At 73.6% G+C, this 23462-nt stretch carries 21 protein-coding genes; 5 read left to right on the top strand and 16 right to left on the bottom strand.

Going from position 1 to position 23462, the window contains the following annotated elements; translation table 11 throughout:
• Positions 1 to 41 precede the first annotated feature (41 nt).
• From ACIQVZ_RS15570 to ACIQVZ_RS15550, 5 genes are all read right to left on the bottom strand, one after another.
• Positions 42 to 521 (bottom strand): hypothetical protein, encoded by a 480-nt coding sequence (locus ACIQVZ_RS15570; RefSeq protein ID WP_402450370.1) that lies wholly within the window; start codon positions 519 to 521, stop codon positions 42 to 44.
• 230 nt (positions 522 to 751) lie between these two features.
• On the bottom strand, positions 752 to 1255 hold the full coding sequence (locus ACIQVZ_RS15565) for a VanZ family protein (protein WP_402450503.1): 504 nt from the start codon (positions 1253 to 1255) through the stop codon (positions 752 to 754).
• Between the two features lie 269 nt (positions 1256 to 1524).
• Complete coding sequence (locus tag ACIQVZ_RS15560; protein ID WP_363369413.1) at positions 1525 to 1839, bottom strand: hypothetical protein; 315 nt, start codon at positions 1837 to 1839, stop codon at positions 1525 to 1527.
• Positions 1836 to 3380, bottom strand: coding sequence for a HAMP domain-containing sensor histidine kinase (locus ACIQVZ_RS15555; RefSeq protein ID WP_350877283.1), 1545 nt, complete (start codon positions 3378 to 3380; stop codon positions 1836 to 1838). The genes ACIQVZ_RS15560 and ACIQVZ_RS15555 overlap by 4 nt, the downstream gene beginning before the upstream one ends.
• Before the next feature lie 165 nt (positions 3381 to 3545).
• Positions 3546 to 4223: a response regulator transcription factor gene (locus ACIQVZ_RS15550; RefSeq protein ID WP_063349065.1), complete on the bottom strand. Its 678-nt coding sequence runs from the start codon at positions 4221 to 4223 to the stop codon at positions 3546 to 3548.
• Between the two features lie 279 nt (positions 4224 to 4502).
• Between ACIQVZ_RS15550 and ACIQVZ_RS15545 the strand changes: the two genes are divergently transcribed.
• Positions 4503 to 5477 carry a SigE family RNA polymerase sigma factor gene (locus tag ACIQVZ_RS15545; RefSeq protein WP_402450367.1) on the top strand — a complete coding sequence of 325 codons (975 nt, stop codon included), beginning with the start codon at positions 4503 to 4505 and terminating at the stop codon, positions 5475 to 5477.
• Between the two features lie 261 nt (positions 5478 to 5738).
• On the opposite strand, the gene ACIQVZ_RS15540 is transcribed toward ACIQVZ_RS15545, so the two are convergent.
• From ACIQVZ_RS15540 to deoC, 4 genes are all read right to left on the bottom strand, one after another.
• Entirely contained in the window at positions 5739 to 6347 is a 609-nt protein-coding gene (locus ACIQVZ_RS15540) for an ATP-binding protein (protein WP_402450364.1), read from the bottom strand.
• A gap of 276 nt (positions 6348 to 6623) precedes the next feature.
• Complete coding sequence (locus ACIQVZ_RS15535; protein ID WP_350877287.1) at positions 6624 to 7526, bottom strand: aldehyde dehydrogenase family protein; 903 nt, start codon at positions 7524 to 7526, stop codon at positions 6624 to 6626.
• Complete coding sequence (locus ACIQVZ_RS15530) at positions 7519 to 8994, bottom strand: aldehyde dehydrogenase family protein (protein WP_350877289.1); 1476 nt, start codon at positions 8992 to 8994, stop codon at positions 7519 to 7521. Before ACIQVZ_RS15530 ends, ACIQVZ_RS15535 begins: the two co-directional genes overlap by 8 nt.
• A gap of 5 nt (positions 8995 to 8999) precedes the next feature.
• On the bottom strand, positions 9000 to 9986 hold the full coding sequence (gene deoC / locus ACIQVZ_RS15525; RefSeq protein WP_350877291.1) for a deoxyribose-phosphate aldolase: 987 nt from the start codon (positions 9984 to 9986) through the stop codon (positions 9000 to 9002).
• 207 nt (positions 9987 to 10193) lie between these two features.
• On the opposite strand from deoC, the gene ACIQVZ_RS15520 reads away from it, so the two are divergent.
• Entirely contained in the window at positions 10194 to 10868 is a 675-nt protein-coding gene (locus ACIQVZ_RS15520) for a PH domain-containing protein (RefSeq protein ID WP_350877293.1), read from the top strand.
• A 72-nt stretch (positions 10869 to 10940) separates the two neighbouring features.
• Here ACIQVZ_RS15520 and ACIQVZ_RS15515 read toward each other — a convergent pair whose 3' ends face one another.
• The 6 genes from ACIQVZ_RS15515 to ACIQVZ_RS15490 form a co-directional block, all read right to left on the bottom strand.
• Positions 10941 to 12665: a phospho-sugar mutase gene (locus tag ACIQVZ_RS15515; RefSeq protein WP_402450361.1), complete on the bottom strand. Its 1725-nt coding sequence runs from the start codon at positions 12663 to 12665 to the stop codon at positions 10941 to 10943.
• Positions 12666 to 12819: 154 nt separating this feature from the next.
• The gene (locus tag ACIQVZ_RS15510; RefSeq protein ID WP_350877297.1) at positions 12820 to 13641 is read right to left on the bottom strand and encodes a purine-nucleoside phosphorylase; all 822 of its coding nucleotides are present in this window, start codon (positions 13639 to 13641) and stop codon (positions 12820 to 12822) included.
• Positions 13642 to 13810: 169 nt separating this feature from the next.
• On the bottom strand, positions 13811 to 14896 hold the full coding sequence (locus ACIQVZ_RS15505; RefSeq protein ID WP_350877299.1) for an NlpC/P60 family protein: 1086 nt from the start codon (positions 14894 to 14896) through the stop codon (positions 13811 to 13813).
• 58 nt (positions 14897 to 14954) lie between these two features.
• Entirely contained in the window at positions 14955 to 15437 is a 483-nt protein-coding gene (locus ACIQVZ_RS15500; RefSeq protein ID WP_063349074.1) for a poly-gamma-glutamate biosynthesis protein PgsC/CapC, read from the bottom strand.
• Positions 15434 to 16783 carry a poly-gamma-glutamate synthase PgsB gene (gene pgsB, locus ACIQVZ_RS15495; protein WP_350877302.1) on the bottom strand — a complete coding sequence of 450 codons (1350 nt, stop codon included), beginning with the start codon at positions 16781 to 16783 and terminating at the stop codon, positions 15434 to 15436. The genes ACIQVZ_RS15500 and pgsB overlap by 4 nt, the downstream gene beginning before the upstream one ends.
• A 21-nt stretch (positions 16784 to 16804) precedes the next feature.
• The gene (locus ACIQVZ_RS15490) at positions 16805 to 19045 is read right to left on the bottom strand and encodes a HAMP domain-containing protein (RefSeq protein WP_402450358.1); all 2241 of its coding nucleotides are present in this window, start codon (positions 19043 to 19045) and stop codon (positions 16805 to 16807) included.
• 246 nt (positions 19046 to 19291) lie between these two features.
• Between ACIQVZ_RS15490 and ACIQVZ_RS15485 the strand changes: the two genes are divergently transcribed.
• A complete protein-coding gene (locus ACIQVZ_RS15485) occupies positions 19292 to 20272 on the top strand; it encodes a hypothetical protein (protein WP_402450355.1) in 981 nt (326 codons plus the stop codon).
• Between the two features lie 6 nt (positions 20273 to 20278).
• Here ACIQVZ_RS15485 and ACIQVZ_RS15480 read toward each other — a convergent pair whose 3' ends face one another.
• Positions 20279 to 20716: a gamma-glutamylcyclotransferase gene (locus tag ACIQVZ_RS15480; protein ID WP_063349076.1), complete on the bottom strand. Its 438-nt coding sequence runs from the start codon at positions 20714 to 20716 to the stop codon at positions 20279 to 20281.
• A 99-nt stretch (positions 20717 to 20815) separates the two neighbouring features.
• On the opposite strand from ACIQVZ_RS15480, the gene ACIQVZ_RS15475 reads away from it, so the two are divergent.
• A complete protein-coding gene (locus ACIQVZ_RS15475; protein ID WP_350877308.1) occupies positions 20816 to 22264 on the top strand; it encodes an NAD(P)H-quinone dehydrogenase in 1449 nt (482 codons plus the stop codon).
• A gap of 200 nt (positions 22265 to 22464) precedes the next feature.
• Positions 22465 to 23457, top strand: a complete 993-nt coding sequence (locus ACIQVZ_RS15470; protein ID WP_350877310.1) for a DeoR/GlpR family DNA-binding transcription regulator — start codon at positions 22465 to 22467, stop codon at positions 23455 to 23457.
• Positions 23458 to 23462 lie beyond the last annotated feature (5 nt).

The following is a 23462-nucleotide window of genomic DNA, read 5'->3' as shown; positions in this document are numbered from 1 at the left end:
AACCGGAGCCCCCCGCCCGTCGGCGGCGGATCGACAGGCGGTTACTGCGCCTGCCCGGGCTGCCCGGCCGGCGGCACCGGCTGCGCGTACGGGTTGTCCGGCACGGGCTGCGCCGACGGAGCGTACGGCGCGGCCTGCGGCGCGGCGCCCTGCGGCGGGACGGGCTGGCCGTACGGCGCCTGCGGGGCGTTGGGGTCGTACGGCGCCGCCTGCGGGGCCGGCTGCTGGTTCTTGGCGTTGCCGCGTTCGACGATCGCCTTCACGGAGTTGGCGATCAGCGCGATCGGCAGGATGAACGCCTTGAAGAAGATCTCGTACCGGCCGCCTTCGAAGACGAACGCGAGGTAGTAGGCGTACCCCAGGAATCCGAGGCCGGCGAGGACGTTGATGATTCGCCAGCCGACCTTCAGGCCGCTACCGGGATTGACCGCTCCGAGGACCAGCATGGCGGCACCGCTGATCGCCAGCGCGACGACGTACCAGGAGAAAAGCGGCTCGGCGCTGAAATCGAGATTGTTCAAGGGGGATTCCTGTGGGACGGGGGGATAAGACGGTGAGGCCTGTGGGGCGACAGCGCAGATTACCGGAGGCGGCCGACATTCGGCGCCGCCTTTTCAGCACGGAGTCGTCGCACCCCGACGGAACGGCAATTGACGAGGTGGGAAATGACTGACTATGAGGTGTCGCGGGTCTTTTGCGGCCCCGGCGGCAGGTGGGGGAACACACTCGCCGTGGTGCGGGAGGACGGGCCTCAGCGGGCGGGGGGCGTGGGCTCGGCGTAGGCGCGGGCGCGGGCGACCGGCGGGCCGACCAGGGCGGTCACCTTCGGCGCGGGCACGGGCGCAGGTACGGCCTCGGGGGAGGGCGCCGGCACCTGGAGCCGCGGCCGCCGGTCGCGCAGCAGCCGCCGCAGGCCGGGGACGAGGGCCAGGTGGGTGATGGCCACGCCGATCACGGCGAGCAGTATGTGGTCGACGTTGAGGACGTGCCCGGGCGTCCAGGAGGAGAGGAACTCCAGGCCGGTCGCCAGCAGGGCGGAGGCGCCGGTGGTGCGCAGGAAGGACGGCAGCCAGGGGGCCCGCAGGCGGCCGCCGGCCAGCGGGAGCAGCACGCCGAGGGGGGCCAGCAGGAGGAACTCGCCGACCACCTGCCAGCCGGTGGAGGAGCGGAGGGAGGCCAGCGGCGTCAGGTTGGTGTCGTACACCCAGGGAACCGGTAGCGGCCTCAGCACCACCAGCCAGAGGACGAGGGCCAGGTGACAGGTCAGGCCCGCCAGTCCGGCTGTTCGAAGGGGACGGTGGACGGCCGTCGCCGGCCGGTTCCTGGTCCGTGCGCCGGAACGCTCGTCGCGTGTCCTGGTGCCATCTCGCTGCACGGGGGGAAGGACGTGGGCCGGTGGCGCGGTGGTTCCACCCCGGGCGTGAACATTCCGGGGCGCGCCCCCGGCCGCCCGTCACCCCGACGCCGAACGGCGGAACGGCGGGGCGACGGGCAGGCGGGCAGGCGGACGAGGGACAGCCGGAACTACCGGCAGGGTGCAGCCGTCGGCACCGCGCCGAACACGTTGTCGGCCGGCGGGGTGGCGGGCACCACCGTGGGCGACGGGCTCGGGCTCACCCCGGCCTTGGCGGCGCCGCGGGCCGGCGGGGTCGGCGTGGGCGCCGAGGGCGTGGCCAGGGCGGTCGGTATGTGCGGGGCGGTCGGGCAGGCCGTCCGGCTGGCCGGGGCGCCGGCGTCCACCGGGACGGCGGTCGGCCGGATGCCGCAGCCGGAGGCGAGCGCGAGCAGCAGCAGGGCGCCGGCGGTGCGGCGCAGGGCGGTGCGGGTGGGGGCGGTCACGTGGCGTCCTTGTCCTGGGCGGCGTCGCCGACGGGGCCGTCACCGGTGTCGCCCTCGTTCGGCGGAGGCGGTGGGGCCAGCGGCAGCGTCAGCGTGAACACCGCCCCGACCTCCCCGTTCGCCGCCGTGATCGTGCCCCCGTGGATCTGTGCGTTGGCCATCGCGATCGACAGCCCCAGGCCGCTGCCCTCCGAGCGGGCCCGCCCCCGGTCCGCCTTGTAGAACCGGTCGAAGACGTGCGGCAGCACGTCCTCGGGGATGCCCGGGCCGCTGTCGGAGACCTCGATGACGACGGAGCCCGCGGTCTGCCGGACCTTGACCCGCACCGGGGAGCCGCCGTGCTTGAGCGCGTTGCCGATCAGGTTGGCGAAGACCACGTCGAGCCGGCGCGGGTCGACCACGGCCAGGATGCCGCGCGGGGCGTCCAGTTCGACGGCGTCGTACCAGGCCCGGCCGTCGATGCAGGACATGATCAGGTCGGCCATGTCCACCTCGTCGGCGACCAGCTTGGCGGTGCCGGCGTCGAAGCGGGTCACCTCCATCAGGTTCTCCACCAGGTCGGACAGCCGCCGCGTCTCGCTGACCACGAGCCGTACGGCCGGTGCGATCATCGGGTCCAGCGACTCGGCCTCGTCCTCCAGGATGTCGGTGACGGCGGTCATCGCGGTCAGCGGCGTGCGCAGCTCGTGCGACATGTCGGCGACGAACCGCCGGCTCTGCGCCTCGCGCGCGCTCAACTCCTCGACCTGCTCGTGCAGCGACTCCGCGGCCCGGTTGAACGTCCTCGCCAGGTCCGCGAGTTCGTCCCCGCCCTCGACCTCCAGCCGGGTGTCCAGGTGCCCCTGGCCGAGCCGTCGGGCGGCCTCGCCGAGCCGCTTGACCGGCCGCAGCACGGTCGACGAGGCGGCCTGGGCGAGCAGCGCCGAGCCGATCAGCGCGAGCAGTGTGGCGATGGCCAGCGACCAGCCCAGCGTGTTGAGGTCCTTGCGTTCGTTCTCCAGCGACTTGAACATGTACGCCGTCGGGCCGGTCGGCACCACCTTGGTGCCGCCGATCAGGAACGGCTGGCCCGCCAGGTTCTGCCGCTGCCAGTACAGGTGGTACGGGTACGGGTTGTTCTCGGTGACCTCGCGCTGCCTGGCGACGGTGGACTGCAGCGCCGCCGGGACGTCGGCCAGCGTGAACTGCCCCGGGTCGGAGGAGGCCGTGCACTCCGGGTGCGCCGGGTCGGCCACCACCACGTCGTAACTCAGCCCGGAGCTGGCGACGGTGGACGCGAGCGTGGTCAGGTCCGGGCAGCTCGCGTTCAGCGGCAGCTCGGAGACGTTGCGGCTGAGCGACACCCGGAAGTCGTTGAGCGCGGTGTCCTGGGCGCGCTTGAGCACCGCGTCGCGGTTGAGCCAGTAGGCGATGCCGGAGGCCGAGACGGCGGCGAGCAGCGCGACCGCCGCGAACACCGCGATCAGCCGTACCCGCAGGGAACGCAGCCTGCGCCACGGACCCGCGGCGAAGCGGCGGGCCGTCGTCTGATGATCAGTCACAAGAGCCTGTCGTCGTACGGAAGTTCAGGGAGTTCAGGGAGTTCAGGAATTTCGGGCAGCCCAGGCGGATCAGGAGGGCGGCAACCAGGAGGACGGGAAGCAGGAGGACGGGAAGCAGGAGGACGGGAAGCAAGGGGACGGGAAGCAGGAGGACGGGAGAGGCACTCAGGCCGGCGGGTCCAGCCGGTAGCCCACGCCGCGGACGGTGCGGATCAGGGTCGGCGCGGACGGGACGTCCTCGACCTTCGCCCGCAGCCGCTGCACGCAGGCGTCCACCAGGCGGGAGTCACCCAGGTAGTCGTGCTCCCAGACCAGCCGCAGCAGCTGCTGGCGGGAGAGCGCCTGGCCGGGGCGGCGGCTGAGCTCCAGGAGCAGCCGCAGCTCGGTCGGGGTGAGCTGGAGGTCCTGCCCGTCCTTGGTGACGGTCATCGCCGCCCGGTCGATCACCACGGTGCCGTACGCGGAGGAGTCGGAGCTCTCCCGCTCGCCGCGCCGCAGCACGGCCCGGATCCGGGCGTCCAGCACCCGTGGCTGCACCGGCTTGACCACGTAGTCGTCGGCGCCGGACTCCAGGCCGACCACCACGTCGATGTCATCCGAACGGGCGGTCAGCAGGATGATCGGCAGCTGGTCGGTGCGGCGGATGCGGCGGCAGACCTCGAAGCCGTCGATTCCGGGCAGCATGACGTCCAGCACGATCAGGTCGGGCCGCTGCTCCTTGAAGAGCCTCAGACCGTCCTCGCCGGAGGCGGCGGTGGCCACGCGGTGGCCCTGGCGGGTGAGGGCGAGTTCGAGGCCGGTCCGGATGGCGTCGTCGTCCTCGATCAGAAGGAGGAATGGCACGGCCCCATTTTGGCCCACGCGAAGCGCCGAATCACCCCCAGGATCGCTCACCGCCCGTACGGGAACCGGAAGGAGCCCTACCGGCGTCCGGTACGGAGGGAGGCGGACCGGGACGAAAGGCCCGCCCCTGTGACACCCCTGTGACAGTCGGCGGACAGCGCCATCACAACCGGCGGGCAAGATTTTCCATGTCGCCGCAGGACAGCGGGCCAACCCGGCCGGCTGGAAGGCGGCAACAGGAACCGCTCGTACCGACCCAGGGGGCGCACGATGAACGCCATGCTTCAGACCCGGACCAACCCGGCTGTCCGCACCGCGCGTTCGTCAGCCACCGCCCCGCGGACCCGGTACGAGGTCAGGACCGACGAGAACTCCGGTGCCGTGACCGTACGGGGGTGCGCGCACAGCACCGGTGGAAACCCTGTCGCCCGCCGGGTGAGCGGCGGCGCCAGGACGGGGGAGCTGTACGGGATCGGCCGGGTGGGGAACGCGGCCGACTCCGGCAACACCCTCACGCTGCGGGGGATCCTCCCCGTCCGCGTCGAGGGCAAGGACGCTCCGGCGGGGAACCGGGGCGTCGGCGGGAACGGCCTGCGGACGGTCGGCTCGGGGGAGTCGGCCGGCCGCGAGGCCGCCGGTGCGACGCTGCTGCAGCTGAACCCGGCGGCGGCCCGCACCACCGAGGCGGGACGGGCGGACGCGCAGGCGGAGCACCCGGCCGTCGCGGAGGACCACATCACGGAGTTCACCGCGTACGTGCGTGAGCGCCGCGCCTCCCTGTACGCCACGGCGTACCACCTGACCGGTGACCGCTACGAGGCCGAGGACCTGCTGCAGAGCGCGCTCTTCAGCACCTACCGGGCCTGGGGCCGGATCACCGACAAGGCCGCGGTCGGCGGGTACCTCCGCCGCACCATGACCAACCTGCACATCTCCGCCTGGCGGCGCCGCAAGGTCAACGAGTACCCGACCGAGGAGCTGCCGGAGACGGCCGGCGACACCGACGCGATGGGCGGCACCGAGCTGCGCACCGTGCTCTGGCAGGCGCTGGCGAAGCTTCCGGAGAACCAGCGCACCATGCTGGTGCTGCGGTACTACGAGGGCAAGACCGACCCGGAGATCGCCGACGTGCTGGGGATCAGCGTCGGTACGGTCAAGAGCAGCATCTGGCGGGCGCTGCGCCGGCTGCGCGAGGACGAGCACCTGAACAAGTCGGGCGACACCGTCCGGGCGTTCGGCGAGCTGGTCGCCTGACGCGGACGCGGGTGACGCGAAGGAGTGGAGCTCCCGTCGGGGGACGGGTAGCGGACGGTCGCGGTGCGTGGACGCCGGCTCGGGGGAGCGGCGAACACGGGGAGCCCGACGGCCGTTCGGGAAGGCGACGGGCCCGGTGCGGGGGAGACGCACCGGGCCCGTCGTTCTTCGTGTCTTCGTTCCGCGTCGAGCCCCCGTCCGGAGACGGCCCACCCGAACGGAGGACGGCCCCGACGGAGGACGGCTCAGACGGAGGACGGCTCAGACGGAGGACAGCTCCCGCCGCCCGGCCGCGGCGCGGATCCGGCGTTCGGCCTCGGCCCCGGCGCACGGGTGGGAGCCCAGGGTGACCTGCCGCCCGACGATGGACCGCTCGGCGCGCATCAGCCGCCAGCCGCGCCGCAGCAGCACCGGCAGCGACTTGCGGCCCTCCCGGACGTCCCGGCGCAGCCGGCGCCAGGCCGTGGTGAGCGCGCCGTTGCGCAGGCACAGGGCATCGCCGAGCAGGCCCTCGGCGGCGCACTCGGCGGTGATCTCGGCGGCGAAGATGCCCTCGGCGATGAACGCGGGGGCGCCGTCCAGCTCCAGGGCACGGGTGGCGATCCGGCCGTTGTCCGGGATCGAGTACACCGGGACGTCGGCGCGGCCGGTCTCGTAGAGGCTGCGGATCGCGGCGACCGCCTGGTCGCGGTGCCAGGCGAGCGGGGAGTCCCAGTCGACCGCGCCGTCGGGCAGCAGCGGCAGGGTGGGGTCGTCCCCGTCCTTGTAGAAGTCGTCCAGTTGCAGGACCGGTAGCCCGCTGCGCTCGGCGAGCGAGGACTTGCCGGAGCCGGAGGGGCCGGACAGCAGGACGACCCGGGCGTGGGTCATCGGCACAGGATTCAGCGGGTCGTCACTCACGGGACACCAGTCTGACGCATCCGGGCCCGATGCCGAAACCCGCCGGATCACACCTTCTGCGAGCTACGGGGATCGGCGAGCCGGAGGACGGCGCCGGGGCGGTGTCGAGACGGCGGGGAAAGGCGACGGACCCGCGCCAGGGGGGGAGAGGCGCGGGTCCGTCCAATGACCGTCCGGGCCCTGGGGGGGAGAGGGCACTGGGGACGGCCAGTCTGTGGAGTTGTTACTCGGTGGTCGACGGGGCGGTCAGATCCCCATCGGGTGCCAGACCGTCTTCGTCTCCAGGAACGAGAGTAGCCGGTCGGTACCGGGCGCATTGGTCCAGTCCTGGGCGAACGGGTCCAGCTCCGGACGGACCACCCTCTTCAGGGTATCCGCGGCGGCCGCTTCCAGCGCCTGCGCCGCGCCGGGGCCGTCGGCGGCGATCGCGCCGGTGAGGTCCACCGCGTTGACGTCCTGGTGCGAGGCCAGGGTGGGCGCGATGTCGGCGGTCCTGCCCGAGATGATGTTGACCACGCCGCCGGGGACGTCCGAGGTGGCGAGCACCTCGCCCAGCGACAGGGCCGGCAGCGGGGCGTCCGCGGCGGCCGCGACCACGACCGTGTTGCCGGTGGCGATCGCCGGGGCGATCACCGAGACCAGGCCGAGCAGCGAGTGCCCGTACCCGGCCTGCGGGGCGACGATCCCGACCACGCCGGTCGGCTCCGGGGTGGAGAGGTTGAAGAAGGGGCCGGCGACCGGGTTGGCGCCGCCCGCGATCTGGGCGACCTTGTCCGTCCAGCCCGCGTACCAGATCCAGCGGTCGATCGCGGCGTCCACCAGGGCGGCGGCCTTCTTCGGGCCGATGCCCTCGGCGGCGGAGACCTCGGCGGCGAACTGCTCGCGGCGGCCCTGCAGCATCTCGGCGACCCGGTACAGCACCTGGCCGCGGTTGTACGCGGTGGTGCCGGCCCAGCCCTTGACCGCCGCGCGGGCGGCCAGGACGGCGTCGCGGGCGTCCTTGCGGGTGCCCAGCGGGGCGTTGGCGAGCCACTGGCCCTTGGCGTCCGTCACCTCGTACACCCGCCCGCTCTCGGAGCGCGGGAACTTCCCGCCGACGTACAGCTTGTAGGTCTTGAAGACGTCAAGACGCGTCGCGACATCAGACATCGAGGTAGGCCTCCAGACCGTGGCGGCCACCCTCGCGGCCGTGGCCCGACTCCTTGTAGCCGCCGAACGGCGAGGTCGGGTCGAACTTGTTGAAGGTGTTGGCCCAGACCACGCCGGCCTTGAGCCGGCTCGCCGTCCAGAGGATGCGCGAGCCCTTCTCCGTCCAGATGCCGGCGGAGAGGCCGTACGGGGTGTTGTTGGCCTTCGCGACCGCCTCGTCGGGGGTGCGGAAGGTCAGCACCGACAGGACCGGGCCGAAGATCTCCTCCTGGGCGATCCGGTGGGCCTGGCTGACGCCGGTGAACAGGGTCGGCTTGAACCAGAAGCCGGTGCCCGGGAGTTCGCACTCGGGCGACCAGCGGTCCGCGCCCTCGGCCTCGCCGGCGTCGGTCAGCTCGGTGATCCGGGCCAGCTGGGCGGCCGAGTTGATGGCGCCGATGTCGGTGTTCTTGTCCAGCGGGTCGCCGACGCGCAGGGTGGACATCCGGCGCTTCAGGGCGTCCAGCAGCTCGTCCTGGATCGACTCCTGGACCAGCAGGCGCGAGCCCGCGCAGCAGACGTGGCCCTGGTTGAAGAAGATGCCGTTGACGATGCCCTCGACCGCCTGGTCGATCGGTGCGTCGTCGAAGACGATGTTCGCGGCCTTGCCGCCCAGCTCCAGCGACAGCTTCTTGCGGCTGCCGGCCAGCTGCCGGGCGATCGCCTTGCCGACCGGGGTGGAGCCGGTGAAGGCGACCTTGTTGACGTCCGGGTGCGCGGTGAGCGCGGCGCCGGTGCGGCCGTCGCCGGTGACGATGTTGACGACGCCCTTCGGCAGACCGGCCTGGCGGCAGATCTCGGCGAAGCGCAGGGCCGTCAGCGGGGTGGTCTCGGCCGGCTTGAGGACGACGGTGTTGCCGGTCGCCAGGGCGGGCGCGATCTTCCACGCCAGCATCATCAGCGGGAAGTTCCACGGGATGACCTGGCCGGCCACGCCCAGCGGGCGCGGGTTCGGGCCGAAGCCCGCGTAGTCCAGCTTGTCCGCCCAGCCGGCGTAGTAGAAGAACCACGCGGCGACGGTCGGGATGTCGAAGTCGCGGGTCTCGCGGATCGGCTTGCCGTTGTCGATCGACTCCAGCACGGCCAGCTCGCGGCTGCGCTCCTGGATGATCCGGGCGATCCGGAACAGGTACTTGCCGCGCTCGCTGCCCGGCAGCGCCGACCAGTCGGCGAAGGCCTTGCGGGCGGCGGCGACCGCGCGGTCCACGTCCTCGTCGGTGCCCTGGGCGAACTCGGCGAGCACCTGCTCGGTGGCCGGGTTGACCGTCTTCAGGGCCTCGCTGCCGGAGGAGTCGACGAACTCGCCGCCGATGAAGTGGCCGTAGGAGGTGGCGATGTCGCCCGCGGCGGCGGGGGACTCGGGGGCCGGGGCGTAGGCGAAGAGGCCGGAGGCCTTCGCGGGCTCCTCGATGTTCTTCTTCTTGGCCATGGTGATCAGTCCACCGTCACGTAGTCGGGGCCGGAGTAGCGTCCGGTGGTGAGCTTCTGGCGCTGCATCAGCAGGTCGTTGAGCAGGCTGGAGGCACCGAAGCGGAACCAGTGCGGGCTCAGCCAGTCGTCGCCGAGGGTCTCGTTGACCATCACCAGGTACTTCATCGCGTCCTTGGTGGTCTTGATCCCACCGGCGGGCTTCACGCCGACCTGGACGCCGGTCTGCGCCTTGAAGTCGCGGACCGCCTCCAGCATCAGCAGGGTGACCGGCGGGGTCGCGTTGACGGCGACCTTGCCGGTGGAGGTCTTGATGAAGTCGGCGCCGGCCAGCATCGCCAGCCAGGAGACGCGGCGCACGTTGTCGTACGTCTGCAGCTCGCCGGTCTCGAAGATCACCTTGAGGTGGGCGCTGGTGCCGTCCGGGCGCTTGCACGCCTCCTTGACGGCGACGATCTCGTTGAAGACGTCGTAGTAGCGGCCGGAGAGGAAGGCTCCCCGGTCGATCACCATGTCGATCTCGTCGGCGCCCGCGGCGACCGCGTCGGCGGTGTCGGCGAGCTTCACCGGGAGGGCGGCGCGGCCGGCCGGGAAGGCGGTGGCCACCGAGGCGACCTGGATGTCGGTGCCCCGCAGGGCGTCCTTCGCGGTGGCGACCATGTCCGGGTAGACGCAGATGGCGGCGACGCGGGGGGTGGTCGGATCGGTCGGGTCGGGGGTCCTGCCCTTGGCGCACAGGGCGCGCACCTTGCCGACCGTGTCCGCGCCTTCCAGCGTGGTCAGGTCGATCATCGAGATCGCCAGGTCGATGGCGTAGGCCTTCGCCGTGGTCTTGATCGAGCGGGTACCGAGGGTGGCGGCACGCGCCTCAAGGCCGACCTGGTCGACGCCGGGCAGGCCGTGCAGGAAGCGGCGGAGCGAGGCCTCGGACGCCGCAACGTCCTGAAGGCCGCTGCCCGCAACGCCGAGGGCATTGGCTGCAACAGTGGACATAGTCACCAGAGCAGCATATCTACGCGCGTAGTCGACCGCTAGGGGCCCTGCCTTTCGTGGCCGGACCGAGACCTCCACGGAGCCGGACGGGCGGCCGGGGGCGGGTACGGCCGGGGCGCGCGGCGACCGGCGACCGGGTGGCCCGGGGGCGGCATTCGATGCCGGACCGAGACCTCTCGGTGGGGGGCATGGGGCAGAATCGACGGCATGACCGATTCCGACGGCAAGCCCCGCCAGGGTTCCGCCGCCCCCGACGGGGATCCCGCGTACGCGGACCGCGTGTACCGCTCTGTCCCCGGTGTGATCTCCGGAGTGCTGCTGCTGGCCGTCGCCGGCTGGCTGATCGGCGACGCGATGCTGAACGGGACGGGGAAGACGCCGTACGTCTCGCTCGCGGCGGTACCGGTGTTCGCCTTCCCGGTGATCGCCTACACGCTGCGCCCGGCGGTGCTGGCGGACCGCAGCCGACTGCTGGTGCGCAACCCGTGGCGGACCATCACCGCGCCGTGGGCCTCGGTGGACGCGCTGCGCGCGGGGTACTCGGTCGAGCTGCTGGCCGGCGGCAAGAAGTACCAGGTGTGGGCGGTGCCGGTGTCGCTGCGGCAGCGCAAGCGGGCGACCCGGGCCCAGCAGCGCGGCGGCGCCGAGCACGCCTCCCGGATGGGGATGGTGTTCGGCCGCCAGACCAACCCGGTGGTGCAGGGCTCGCCAGACCCGACCCGCGCCTGGTCCGACCAGGTGACCAACGTGCTCCAGGAGATGGCCGAGCGCAACGCCCGCCGCCCCGACGCGGCCGGCCCGGTCGAGGTGGCGTGGTGCTGGTGGGTGATCGCGCCGACGCTGGCCGGCCTGGCCGCGCTGATCACGGTGATCGCGGTCTGAGCCGAAGCACGCGAGGGGCCCGCCGGTACGCGACGTACGCGACCGGCGGGCCCCTTCTCGTACGGGCGGGCGTCAGACGGCGATGCCCGCGGCCTCGGCCAGGTCGCGCTTGACGGCTTCGAGCAGCTCGGCGGCCCGCTCGCGGGTGGCGGCGAGGTCGGCGGCGGTGGCGACCGGGAGGACGACCTCCAGGTAGCACTTGAGCTTGGGCTCGGTGCCGGACGGGCGGACCACGATGCGGGCCGAGCGGACGGCCTCGCCGGCCAGGTAGTAGCGCAGGCCGTCGGTGGGCGGCAGCTCGGCGGAGCCGGCCGACAGGTCGTCCGCGCGGGTGACCCGCAGGCCGGCCAGGACGGTCGGCGGCTGCTCGCGCAGCCGGCGCATGGCGTCGGCGATCAGCGAGAGGTCCTGCACGCGGACGGACAGCTGGTCGGTGGCGTGCAGGCCGTGCTCCAGCGCCAGGTCGTCCAGCAGGTCGGTCAGGGTGCGGCCGGACGTCTTGAGGGTGGCGGCCAGTTCGGCGACCAGCAGGGCGGCGGTGATGCCGTCCTTGTCCCGGACGCCCTGCGGGTCGACGCAGTAGCCGAGCGCCTCCTCGTAGCCGTAGCGCAGGCCCTCGGCGCGGGAGAGCCACTTGAAGCCGGTCAGCGTCTCGGCGTAGCCCAGGCCGGCGGCCTCGGCGATCCGGCCCAGCAGGGTGGCGGAGACGATGGTGGTGGCGAAGACGCCCTCGGCCTTCTTGGCGACCAGGGCCGCGCCGAGCAGCGCGCCGACCTCGTCGCCGCGCAGCATCCGCCAGCCGGAGGTGCCGTTGCCGCTGCCGGCCGCGTTGGCGAGGGCCGGGACGGCCACCGCGCAGCGGTCGGCGTCCGGGTCGTTGGCGATCACGATGTCGGGGCCGACCGCGGCGGCGGTGCGGAAGGCGAGGTCCATCGCCCCCGGCTCCTCCGGGTTGGGGAAGGCCACGGTCGGGAAGTCCGGGTCGGGCTCGGCCTGCTCGGCGACGACGGTGGGCGCGGGGAAGCCGGCCCGGCGGAAGGCGGCGACCAGGGTGTCGCGGCCGACGCCGTGCATCGGGGTGTAGACGACGTCGAGGTTGCGCGGGCTGTGCTCGTCGACGATCGAGACGGCCCGGGCCAGGTAGGCCTCGATGACGTCCTCGCCGAGAACCTCCCAGCCGCCGTCGGCGCGCGGGACGTCGTGGAGCGAGGCGATGGCGTCGATCTCGGCGGCGATCCCGGCGTCGGCCGGCGGGACGATCTGCGAGCCGTCGCCCAGGTAGACCTTGTAGCCGTTGTCCTGCGGCGGGTTGTGGCTGGCGGTCACGGTGACGCCGGCGGCCGCGCCCAGGTGGCGGACGGCGAAGGCGAGCACCGGGGTCGGCAGCGGGCGCGGCAGCAGCGCGGCGCGCAGGCCGGCGCCGACCACCACGGCGGCGGTGTCCCGGGCGAAGTCGTAGGACTTGTGGCGGGCGTCGTAGCCGATCACGACCAGGTCGCCCAGGTTCTGCTGCTTGACGTAGGCGACCAGGCCGGCGGCGGCCCGGATCACCACGGCCCGGTTCATCCGCATCGGGCCCGCGCCCAGTTCGCCGCGCAGGCCGGCGGTGCCGAACTGGAGCCGGTCGGCGAAGCGCTCGGCGAGGTCCGCCCAGGCGAGCTTGCCATCCGTCTCGGCCGCCGGGTCCTCGGCCCGGGCGAGCAGGGCCGTCAGCTCCTCGCGGGTCTGCGGGTCGGGGTCCTCGGCCAGCCAGGTTCGGGCCCGGGCGAGGAGGTCGGTGGTGGTTGCCTGCGTCATGGCTGCCTGCTCCATCGGGAAGTGCGTCGGGTGGTCGGCCGGAGGGTTCCGCAAAGAAGTGGGGGTGCACATGCGGACGGGGCCCGCGGGGCGTGATCAACGGATCACGGCCGCCCGAGGGCCCCGTCGCTCATGATTGTGCGCCCAAGCCCTGTCAGATCCGCTCAAGGACCTTCGCGAGCAGCTCGCCCATGCGCTCGGCGGAGGCCTTGCCGGCCTCCAGCACCTCGGCGTGGTTGAGCGGCTCGCCGGTGATGCCGGCGGCCAGGTTGGTGACCAGCGAGATGCCGAGCACCTCGGAGCCGGCCTCGCGGGCGGCGATGGCCTCCAGGGTGGTGGACATGCCGACCAGCTCGCCGCCGATCACCCGGGCCATGTTGACCTCGGCCGGGGTCTCGTAGTGCGGGCCGCGGAACTGGACGTAGACGGCCTCGTCCAGGCTCGGGTCCACCTCGCGGCAGAGCGCGCGCAGGCGCTTGGAGTACAGGTCGGTGAGGTCGACGAAGTTGGCGCCGACGATCGGGGAGTCCGCGGTCAGGTTGATGTGGTCGCTGATCAGGACCGGCTGGCCGGGGACCCAGCCCTCGCGCAGACCGCCGCAGCCGTTGGTCAGCACGATGATGCCGCAGCCGGCCGCGGCGGCGGTGCGCACGCCGTGGACGACGGTGGCCACGCCGTGGCCCTCGTAGTAGTGGTTGCGGCCGAGGAAGATCAGGGCGCGCTTGTCGCCGATCTTCACCGAGCGGATCGTGCCGGCGTGGCCGGCGACGGCGGGGGCGGGGAAGCCCGGGAGCTCGGTGACCGGGAACTCGGCCACGGTCTCGCCCAGGGCGTCGGCGGCCGGCACCCAGCCGGAGCCCATCACCAGGGCGACGTCGTGCCGCTCGGCACCGGTCAGCTCGCGCAGGCGCTCGGCGGCGGCCTGGGCGGCGGCGTAGGGGTCGGCGGAGACGACCGACTGAGGAGATGCGTTCACGGCTCCGAGGATAGACGGGTTTCGACTACGCGCGTAGAAAATCCGGTGCGGCATGCCGGATCGTTACCCGGTTGACCCGAAAGCACAGCTCGGTGGCGCCTTTCGGGTGACGCCGCTCGTCGGTACGTACAAGTCGGTGCGGGGTCGGTGCGAGGTGCCGGGCCCGGGTTCAGAGCCGTTTCGCGCTGCGCAGCCCCTTCGCGTACAGGCCGTTGTCGTCCAGTCGCGCGGTGCCGCCCTTGTCGCCGAAGGTCGGGCCGTCCGCCTCCTCCCGGCTGGAGATGTACCGGGGGTGGCCGTCGGTGTCCAGGCCCAGGTAGATGCCGGTGTGGTCGAGCCGGGCGCCGGTGCGGGCGTCGATCTCGAAGAACACCAGGTCACCGGGCTGGAGCGGGTCGATCGAGGCCGGCCGCAGGGTGGTGTCCGAGCCCGGCGCGGTGGTCAGCGGCAGCACCGGGACGCCCGGGCCGACCCGGGCCAGGCCGTTGGCGCTGCGCGGCAGGCCGGGACCGGCCACGTCCTTGGAGAGCAGCGGGTAGCCGGAGCGGTAGCCGTAGACCATCCGGACGTACCCGGAGCAGTCGAAGGCGCCGTAGCGCGTCCTGTCCGGCTGCTTGGCCACCTTGTCGGCGAACGTGTACGGGACGCCGAGGTAGTCGAGGAAGTCGGTCTGCTCCAGCCGCAGGTCGTTGCCCACCGAACCGTTCGGGTTGAGCGGGCCGAAGGAGGCGTCGCCCTTGAACCGCACGCCCTTGGCGTCCTTCTCCGGCGCCGCGCCGGCCAGGTACTGGGTGGCCACCGCCAGCACGTCGTCCGCGGTGGAGCCGAGCGACTGCTGGAACCAGGTGCGGAACCAGCCCTCCTGCTCGGCGCCCGGCCGCCACGGCTGCGGCATCAGCCGGACCCAGGTGTCCGTCACCACGGTGGCCGTGGTGGTGCCCGGCTCGGCGAAGGTGCGGCTCGGGCCGGCCAGGACGGCGGTGCGGGCACTGTCGGTCAGGGTGGCGACCACGCCGCCGCGGGCGTCCCGGACCACCGTGCGGTCCGGGCCGCCCAGCCGCTCGTAGCGGTACTCGGCGGTGGTGCCCTGGGTCTGGCCCGGCACGGCGGTGGTGGTGATCAGCGGCGCGCCGCCGCCCGGGTCCGACGGCCGGTCGCGGTCGCGGTCGCGCAGTTGGACGGTGAGGTAGCCGCTGGCGGCCAGCAGGGCCACGGCGAGGCCGCCGCTGAGCAGGGACTTGCGGGTGACGGGCATCGGGGTCTTCCTGGGGGTTCCTGCGGGGATTCCTGGCGGGGGTTCCTGAACGGGGGGATCAGGTGCCGGGCAGGGCGCCGAGCAGGACGCCGGCGGTGAGCACCACGTAGTTGGCGAGCGTCACCGTGCTGGTGGCCATCAGGGTGGCCGCCCGGGGCTGGCGGACCAGCTGGTAGGCGATCAGGCCGGGGACGATGAACCCGAGCGTCTGGTTGGCGTACAGGGTGGGCAGTTCGCGCTGGAGGACCAGCATCACGGTGGCCTGCAGCAGCACGCCGATCAGCACCACGGCGGCGAACAGCCGCTTGCCGTACAGGATCACCAGCTTCTGGACCACCCGGGTGGCGAGGTAGGTCAGCACCGTCACGCCGATCACGATGGCCACCCGCTGGAGGTCCTCGACCAGGGTGAGGGCCAGCCAGCCGGGGGTGATCATGCCGCCGGGGGAGAGGTTGGTGGTCAGGTAGCAGACGAGCGAGAAGACCAGGCCGAGCGCGATGCCGATGGCGGCGATCTCGGGGGTGAGCTCGGTGGGGATCACTGCTGGTCTCCGTGGTGGGGGGTGTGGGGGTGGGGCTCGAACCAGGAGTCGGGGAGCGGTTCGGGGTGGTGGACGGGCCGGTACGCGGAGTCGTACACCGGCTCGGGGTAGAGCGGTTCGGGCTCGTGGTACGGGAGTTCGGGGGCGTCGGGCGCGTCCGGGGCCTCGTCGGGGGCGAGCCGGGCCAGCTCCTCCAGGAACAGTTCGCCCTGGCCGTGGATGTTGCCGACGGCCACCAGCGAGGAGTCCGGCCCGAGTTCGGCCAGCAGTTCGGCGGTGAGCCGGGCCGGGTCGCGCTTGTCGCCGCCGAGGTCGACCACCCGGCCGGACCACCCGGCCGGGATGCCGTCCCGGGCGCTCCTGGTGGGGTGGCCGATCAGGAACACGGCGTCCGGGTCGAGGTCGGGCACGATCTGGCCCATCTGGCCGTTGCGCTCCACCCGGTCCGGGCGGCAGTTGATCACCACGTTGAGCGGGCGGTGGATCGCGCCCAGGCCCTCCAGCTGGCGGACGTTCATCAGCGTGGACTCGGGGTCGTTGGCGGCGAAGACGTTGGCGAAGCGCAGCCGCTTGCCGTCCTCGGTGCGGTAGCGCTCGACCGACAGCACGCCCGGGTCCGGCGGGGCAGCCCACATGCCCCGCAGCGCGGTCCGCCGCTCCACGCCGAGGAGTTCGGCGACGGCCAGGGCGATCGCCACGTTCTCCTTGAAGGTGAACCAGCTGAACCCGCGCAGTTCCTCGTCGGTGACCGACTCCGGGTCCACCACGATCAGTTCGCAGTCGCGCCGGGCCGCCTCCGCGCGCAGGATGTGCGCGCGCTCCTGCTCGGCGGTGACGCACACCCCGCCGACCGGCATCGAGCGGGACAGCGAGCGGGCGACGTCGTCCAGGGTCGGGCCCATCTCGGCGAGGTGGTCCTCGCGGACGTTGCACAGCACGCCGATGGTGGAGCGGATCAGCTTGGTCTGGTTGACCTCCTGGAGCGCCGGCATGACGGCCATGCACTCGATCACCAGGGCGTCCGGCCGGTAGGTGGCGGCGCGGCGGACGATGCCGATCTGCTCGACCACGTTGGCGATGCCGAACTTGCGGTAGACCGGTTCCTCGGTGGCGTCCGGGTGGATGAACCGGGCCGCCGTGCCGGTGGTCTTGGCGACCGTCACCAGCCCGCCGCCGCGCAGCGCGCCCGCGCAGAGCCGGGTGATCGAGCTCTTGCCGCGGATGCCGTTGACCAGCACCCGGGTCGGGATCTGTTCCAGCGCGGCGAAGTGCCGGCGCTGCTCGACGATGCCGGCCACCAGCAGCACGGCGCAGCACACCAGCAGCACGACGTAGAGGAAGAGCACGGGAGGTCCTTCGGGCGGGGCTCAGCGGGCGTGCGCGGGCACGGGGGCGGACTCGGGGGCGGCGGTGCGGCGGGGGCGGGCCGGCTCCTGACGGACGAGCTCCTGGCGGATCAGCTCCAGGCTGCGGGCGACGGCGCCGACCTCGTCGTGGTGGACGGGGTAGAGCACCGTCCGGCGGTCCCCGGCGGCCAGCGCCTCGGCGCTCGCCGCGAGCCGGCGCAGCGGCAGGCCGACCGCGATGAACAGCCAGCCGAGGCAGAGCGCGGCCGCGGCCAGGCCGAGCATGCCGGCCAGCACGGCCCGCCGGTCGGCCCGGTTCTCGTCCAGGTGCAGCCAGGCCACCGGGTGGGCGGTGACCACAGACCAGCCCAGCTTGGCCACGCTGCCGTTGCCGCCGAGCGGGGCGGCGGCGAACAGCGCCGGGTCACCGCCGCCGCGCAGCACCTCGGCGGCGGCCGACTTCTTCGCCTGGGCCAGCAGGGCCCTGGCACGGCCCTCGGGCAGCTCGCCGAAGGAGCTGTAGCCCTCGTTGGCGGCGAGCACCCGCTGCCGGTCGTCGACCAGCCAGACCCGGCCGAGGCCGGGGCGGACCAGCAGCCCGCTGAGGAAGTCCGTCTTGAACTCGCCGATCAGCACGGGCCCCGGCGGCTCGGCGGCGCCCTCCGCCTCCGCGTCGGCGGGGGCGGCGGTGAGGGCCGCGCGGGCGGCGATCCGGGGCTCCCGGCCGGAACTGTTGAGCAGCAGCACGCCGCTCGCGCCGAGGGCCTGCGGGCCGGTGCGGTGCGGGGTGTCGCCGGCGCGCGCGAGGACCTCGCCGTTCGCGCCGAGGACGTACAGCGCGCGGTAGCGGTCGTGCTCGGCGAGGGTGGCGCGCAGCAGGGCGTCGGCCCTGCCGACGGAGGCGCCGGCGAGTTCGGGGGCGAGCGAACGCAGGTCCGCGTAGCCCTCGTTGAGCGCCTGGCGGATCCGGTCGGCGGCGGTGTCGGTGCGGTCGCGCTGGCCCGCCACCACCTGGGTGGGGACCCGTACGGTCGGGTCGTTGCCGCCCAGGAACAGCAGCGGGCCGGACCAGCCGAGCACCAGGACGGCGCACAGCGCCAGCGGCAGCGCGGTGCCGGGGCGGCGCTTCGGCGCGGCGGGGGCCGGCGGGCGGGCCGGGTCGAGGAGTTGCAGCCGCAGCTCCTCCAGGGCGCGGGCGATCCGGCCGGCCTCCCTCCGTTTCGGGCCGCGGACCGGCACGTCGAGCCGTTCGCCGCGGGTGAGCCGGCGGGACTCCAGGAACAGCCGCAGCAGCGGCCGCTGGAGGCTGCGGCTCAGGTACCACGCGAGCAGCAGGGCCAGGGCGAGCAGCGCGCCGGCGGCGGTCAGGCCGAGCGCGGGGTGGCGCAGGCTGCCGGGCTTGCCGTCGACGGTGCTGGTGGAGACCACGGTCAGGCCGAGCGGGGCGGCCAGGTCGTGCCCGCCCGCGGTGCCGACGGCGGCGTAGCCGGCGACCCGCCGCACGCCCTTGGCGTCCGGGCTGCCGGACAGGCTGCCGGCGGCCGTCCCGCCGGGGGCCGGGCGTTCGCGGGCGGCGCGCTCGCGGGCACCGGTGATCACGGCGCGGTCGGCCTCGGCGCCGAGTTCGGCGCCGGTGCTGTCCAGGACGGCGCCGGCGGCGTCGAGGACCTGGATGGTCTGTTCCTTGCGGGTCGCGATGCCGGGCAGCCGCAGGTTGTCGGAGGCGACCAGCAGGGCGCGGCCGTCGGCCTTGGTGGTGACCAGGGCGAAGGTGAGCAGCCGGGTGCCGGTGGTGGACGGCACCAGGACGGGCGCGGGCGCGGTGTCGGTGACCCGGCTGAGGTCGAGGCCGGCCAGCGGCACGGTCTCGCCGCGGGCGGCGAGCAGCCGGCCGGTGTCGGGGCGGACCACCGCCGTGCCGCGCCACTTGTGGTACGCCTGGCCGAGCGCGGACAGCACCGCGGCCGGCTCGGCGGGCGCGGCGTCGTAGCGGGCGGCGGCCCGGCGCAGGTCGGTGGCGCTCTCGTGCAGCCCGGCGCGCAGCGAGGCCGCGGTGTCCTCGGCGGCGTACTGGTGGGACTCCCGGACGGCCTGCGGGGTGTCGTCGACGCGCAGCCCGCCGACGGCGAGCGCGGTGATGGCGGCGACGGCGAGCAGCAGTACCAGCAGCAGCGCGATGGGCGGGCGGATGCCTCCCAGCAGCGGCATGTCGGCCCGGCGGCGATAGCGGTGCTGTCGCGGCGGGTTGGGTGCCGTGCTCACGGGGCCTCGTTCTTCTCGGGGCTCGGCGCACCTGTCCCCTGGAGGTCCGCCGGCCTTCTCGTCGGTCAAACGCTGATCAAGAGTTGGTCAAGCCGGAACAGCGTACGAAGGAGATTTCGAAAAGTTGTCACGTTCCGGTGTCGATCGGGTGCCGCTTCGGGATCTCTTTCCGCGAACCGGGCGTGGTGGGCGGCTCCCGGCGGCCCCCGGTGGTTCGCGGCGGGTGGCACGGTAGGTTCGACGGCCATGGAGACTCGGGGTTCGCGGCGCCCGTTGCCGCTGGCGGCGGCGGTGCTGCTGGTGCTGGCGTCGCTCGCGGCGGTGCTGACGCTGGCCGTGCGCGGCTCGGCCGAACGGCCGTCGGCGGAGGGCGTCGCGGCGGGCCGGAGCGGACCGACCGGGCCCGCCCCGGTGGACCTGGCGGCGCTGGTCGACGGGTACACCGCCGGGTTCACCCCGGGCGGCCCGTACACCGTGCCGGACGCCGGGCAGCGCCGGGCGATCGCCGACGGCGTGCTCGGCGCGCTGGACGGGCAGACCGAGCAGGCCGGGCGCTCGCTGGCGCGAGTCGGCTACCGGCTCACCGAGTTCACCGAGGCGGCGACCGGCCGCCGGGTGGCGGAGATCGCCGACGGCACGGACGCCGGGAGCCGCGGCTGGGGCCGGGTCTACCTGGACCTCTCGGCCCGGGCGGGCTGGTCCGTGCAGGTGCCCCACCCGGTCTCGGACGCCCGGACCGAGGCGCTCGGGGTGGACCTCTTCCGGGCCGAGCCGGGCGGGGTGCTGGTGCTCGCCGGGGCGCACCGCCGGGCCGGGGCGGACGGCGCCTCGGACGTCGCGCACCGCGCGGACACGGTCTTCGCGGCGGTGGTCGAGGCGCTCACCGGGCGCGGCCTGCCCGGGATCCAGGTGCACGGCTTCGACGAGGGCAGCCTGCCCGGGCAGGACGCGGTGGTCTCCAGCGGCGCCGGTCAGCCGGGCCCGGCCGCCGAGCTGACCGCCGGCGGGCTGGGCCGGGCCGGGTACGCGGCCTGCCGGGCCTGGCGGGAGAAGTGCGGGCAGCTCGGGGGCACCACCAACGTCGAGGGCCGGTTCGCGGCCGGGCTCGGTGTGCCGTGGCTGCACGTCGAGCTGGGCAACGGGCTGCGCACCGAGCCGGCCCGCCGCGCGGTGGTGGCCGGGGTGCTGGCGCAGACGGCCCGCGGCTGGGTCGCGGGCCAGGGCTAACGCGCCCTAGCAGGGGCGGCGGCGCAGGTCCATCACGTAGTCGTGCGGGGCGCCGGCGCTCTCCGCGGCGTCGGCGACCAGGCCGAGGTAGCGGGCCGCGGGCAGGCCGCCCTCGTAGTCGTTGAGCACGTACGTCCAGACCGGGGTGTCGCCGTCCAGGGTCTGCGCGCGCAGCTTGATCTTGCGGTAGATGCCGAGCTGGACGCCCTCCCAGCGGTCCAGGCCCTCCTCGTCCATCGGCGCGACGTCGTACAGCGAGACGAAGACCTGGTCCTTGCCGTCCTCGACGACGGTGGCCAACGAGCCCTCCCAGCCGAGCTGTTCACCGCCGAAGGTGAGCCGCCAGCCGTCCAGCCACCCGGTGCCGCGCAGTGGTGAGTGCGGGGCGCGGCGGGTCATCTGCCGTGCATCGAGGTTGGTGGCATACGCGGCGTAAAGGGGCATGGGGGGAAGACTAGCCCGGTCGATGGACGGTCCGTGGCGACTGGGCGATCGCACAGAAGCCCGGACCCCGGCGTGGCGGCGCTCCCGGCGTGCGGGACAATGGTGCACGTGACTCGGATCGTGATCATCGGTGGCGGACCCGGCGGCTACGAGGCTGCGCTGGTGGCCGCGCAGCTCGGCGCGGAGGTGACCGTCGTCGACCGCGACGGTCTGGGCGGATCGGCGGTGCTCACCGACTGCGTGCCGTCGAAGACCCTGATCGCGACCGCGGAGGTGATGACCACCTTCGACAGCTCGTACGAGGAGCTGGGCATCACCGTCGCGCAGGACGAGGCCGCCGACGCGGCCAAGGTCATCGGCGTGGACCTGGGCAAGGTCAACCGCCGTGTGAAGCGACTGGCGATCGCGCAGTCCCACGACATCACCCAGTCGGTCACCCGGGCCGGGGTCACCGTGCTGCGCGGCCGCGGCCGGCTCGGCGGCGGCGGCCAGGCGGTGGACGGCTCCCGCGAGGTGCTGGTGGACGCGCCGGACGGCACCGTCCAGTCGCTGCGCGCCGACGCGGTGCTGATCGCCACCGGCGCCCACCCCCGCGAGCTGCCGGACGCCCAGCCGGACGGCGAGCGGATCCTCACCTGGACCCAGGTGTACGACCTGGAGGAGCTGCCCCGCGAGCTGATCGTGGTCGGCTCCGGTGTGACCGGCGCCGAGTTCGCGGGCGCCTACCAGGCGCTCGGCTCCAAGGTCACCCTGGTCTCCAGCCGTGACCGGGTGCTGCCGGGCGAGGACCCGGACGCCGCCGAGGTGCTGGAGGACGTCTTCCGCCGCCGCGGCATGAACGTGATGGGCCGCTCGCGCGCCGAGAGCGTCAAGCGGATCGGCGACCGGGTCGAGGTGGCCCTCGCCGACGGCAAGGTGATCGAGGGCACGCACTGCCTGATGGCGGTCGGCTCGATCCCCAACACCGCGGAGATGGGTCTGGAGGAGGCCGGGGTCAAGCTCAACGACTGGGGCCAGATCCAGGTCGACCGGGTCTCCCGCACCAGCGCCCCGGGCGTCTACGCGGCCGGCGACTGCACCGGCGTCTTCATGCTCGCCTCGGTGGCGGCCATGCAGGGCCGGATCGCGATGTACCACGCGCTCGGCGACGCGGTGCAGCCGCTGAACCTGAAGACCGTCGCCTCCAACGTCTTCACCGACCCGGAGATCGCCACCGTCGGCTACACCGCGGCCGATGTGGAGTGCGGCAAGATGGACGCGGTCGTGGTCAAGCTGCCGCTGCGCGGCAACCCGCGGGCGAAGATGCAGGGCATCCGGGACGGCTTCGTGAAGCTGTTCTGCCGCCCGGGCACCGGCATCGTGGTGGGCGGCGTGGTCGTCGCCCCGCGGGCCAGCGAGCTCATCCACCCGATCGCGCTCGCGGTGGACGCCAATCTGACCGTCGAACAGGTGGCCAGCGCCTTCACCGTCTACCCGTCGGTCTCCGGCTCGACCGCCGAGGCCGCCCGGCAACTGCACATCCGCAAGCGGGTCGAGGGCGAATCCTGAACCTCCGGCGCACAGTTGAGGGCGGCTGCCGATCGGTGGCCGCCCTTTGCGCAGGAGTGATCGTCACCCGGACGGCGGGCGCGGCCCCGGGCTGCTGACGGCGCGTATTGTACGGTCACGCGCCGCTCTTGCGCGAGCAATTCCAGCTACTAGCTGCAAACGCCTGAAAGCAGACGGTCACGCACGTTACCGTCGGTTCTGTGTTTGCAGCAGAACGTCGCCAGTTGATCCTCGAAATGGTGCGCGCCAACGGAGCGGTCTCGCTCCGGGAGTTGGCCCGCGTCGTCCAGACCTCCGAAGTGACCGTGCGCCGCGACGTACGGGCACTGGAGGCAGAAGGGCTCCTCGACCGCCGGCACGGCGGCGCGGTGCTCCCCGGCGGCTTCAGCCGCGAACCCGGCTACCCGCAGAAGACCCACCTCTCCGCGGCGGAGAAGAGCGCCATCGCGGACCTCGCCGCCGGCCTGGTGGAGGAGGGGGACGCGGTGGTGGTCGGCGCCGGCACCACCACCCAGGAGCTGGCCCGCAGGCTGGCCAGGGTGCCCGGCCTCACCGTGGTCACCAACTCGCTGCTGGTCGCCCAGGCGCTGGCGCACGCCAACCGGGTGGAGGTGGTGATGACCGGCGGCACCCTGCGGGGTTCCAACTACGCGCTGGTCGGCAGCGGTGCCGAGCAGTCCCTGCACGGGCTGAGGGTCTCCAAGGCCTTCATCTCCGGCAGCGGGCTGACCGCGGAGCGGGGCCTGTCCACCGCCAACATGCTGTCCGCGAGCGTGGACCGGGCGCTGGTGCAGTCGGCCAACGAGGTCATCGTCCTCGCCGACCACACCAAGCTCGGCGCGGACTCCATGTTCCAGACCGTGCCCACCGAGAACATCACCCGGCTGGTCACGGACGAGCAGGCGACCGCCGACGACGGCACCGCCCGGCAACTCGACGCGATCGCCGACTGCGGGGTGCAGATCGACCTGGCGCCGCTCGGCGTCGCCCCCGCCGGGGACGCCCCGGTGCACGGCACCGGCAGCGGACCCGTCCACCAGACCCAGCCCGGCCCGCTGGCGCGCCGGCCCGCCCCGCCCCCCGGCGGCGCCCCGCTGCCCGGCCAGCGCCGGCCGGGCGCGCACGGTGGTCCGGGCGGGCCGGGCGGCATGCCGGCCCGACTGGCCGAGCTGGGCCTCCCACGCGGGCGCTGAGGGCC

This window comes from Kitasatospora sp. NPDC098663 (assembly GCF_044760075.1).
GTDB lineage: Bacteria > Actinomycetota > Actinomycetes > Streptomycetales > Streptomycetaceae > Kitasatospora.
This window is presented reverse-complemented; position numbering and strand designations above follow the sequence as displayed.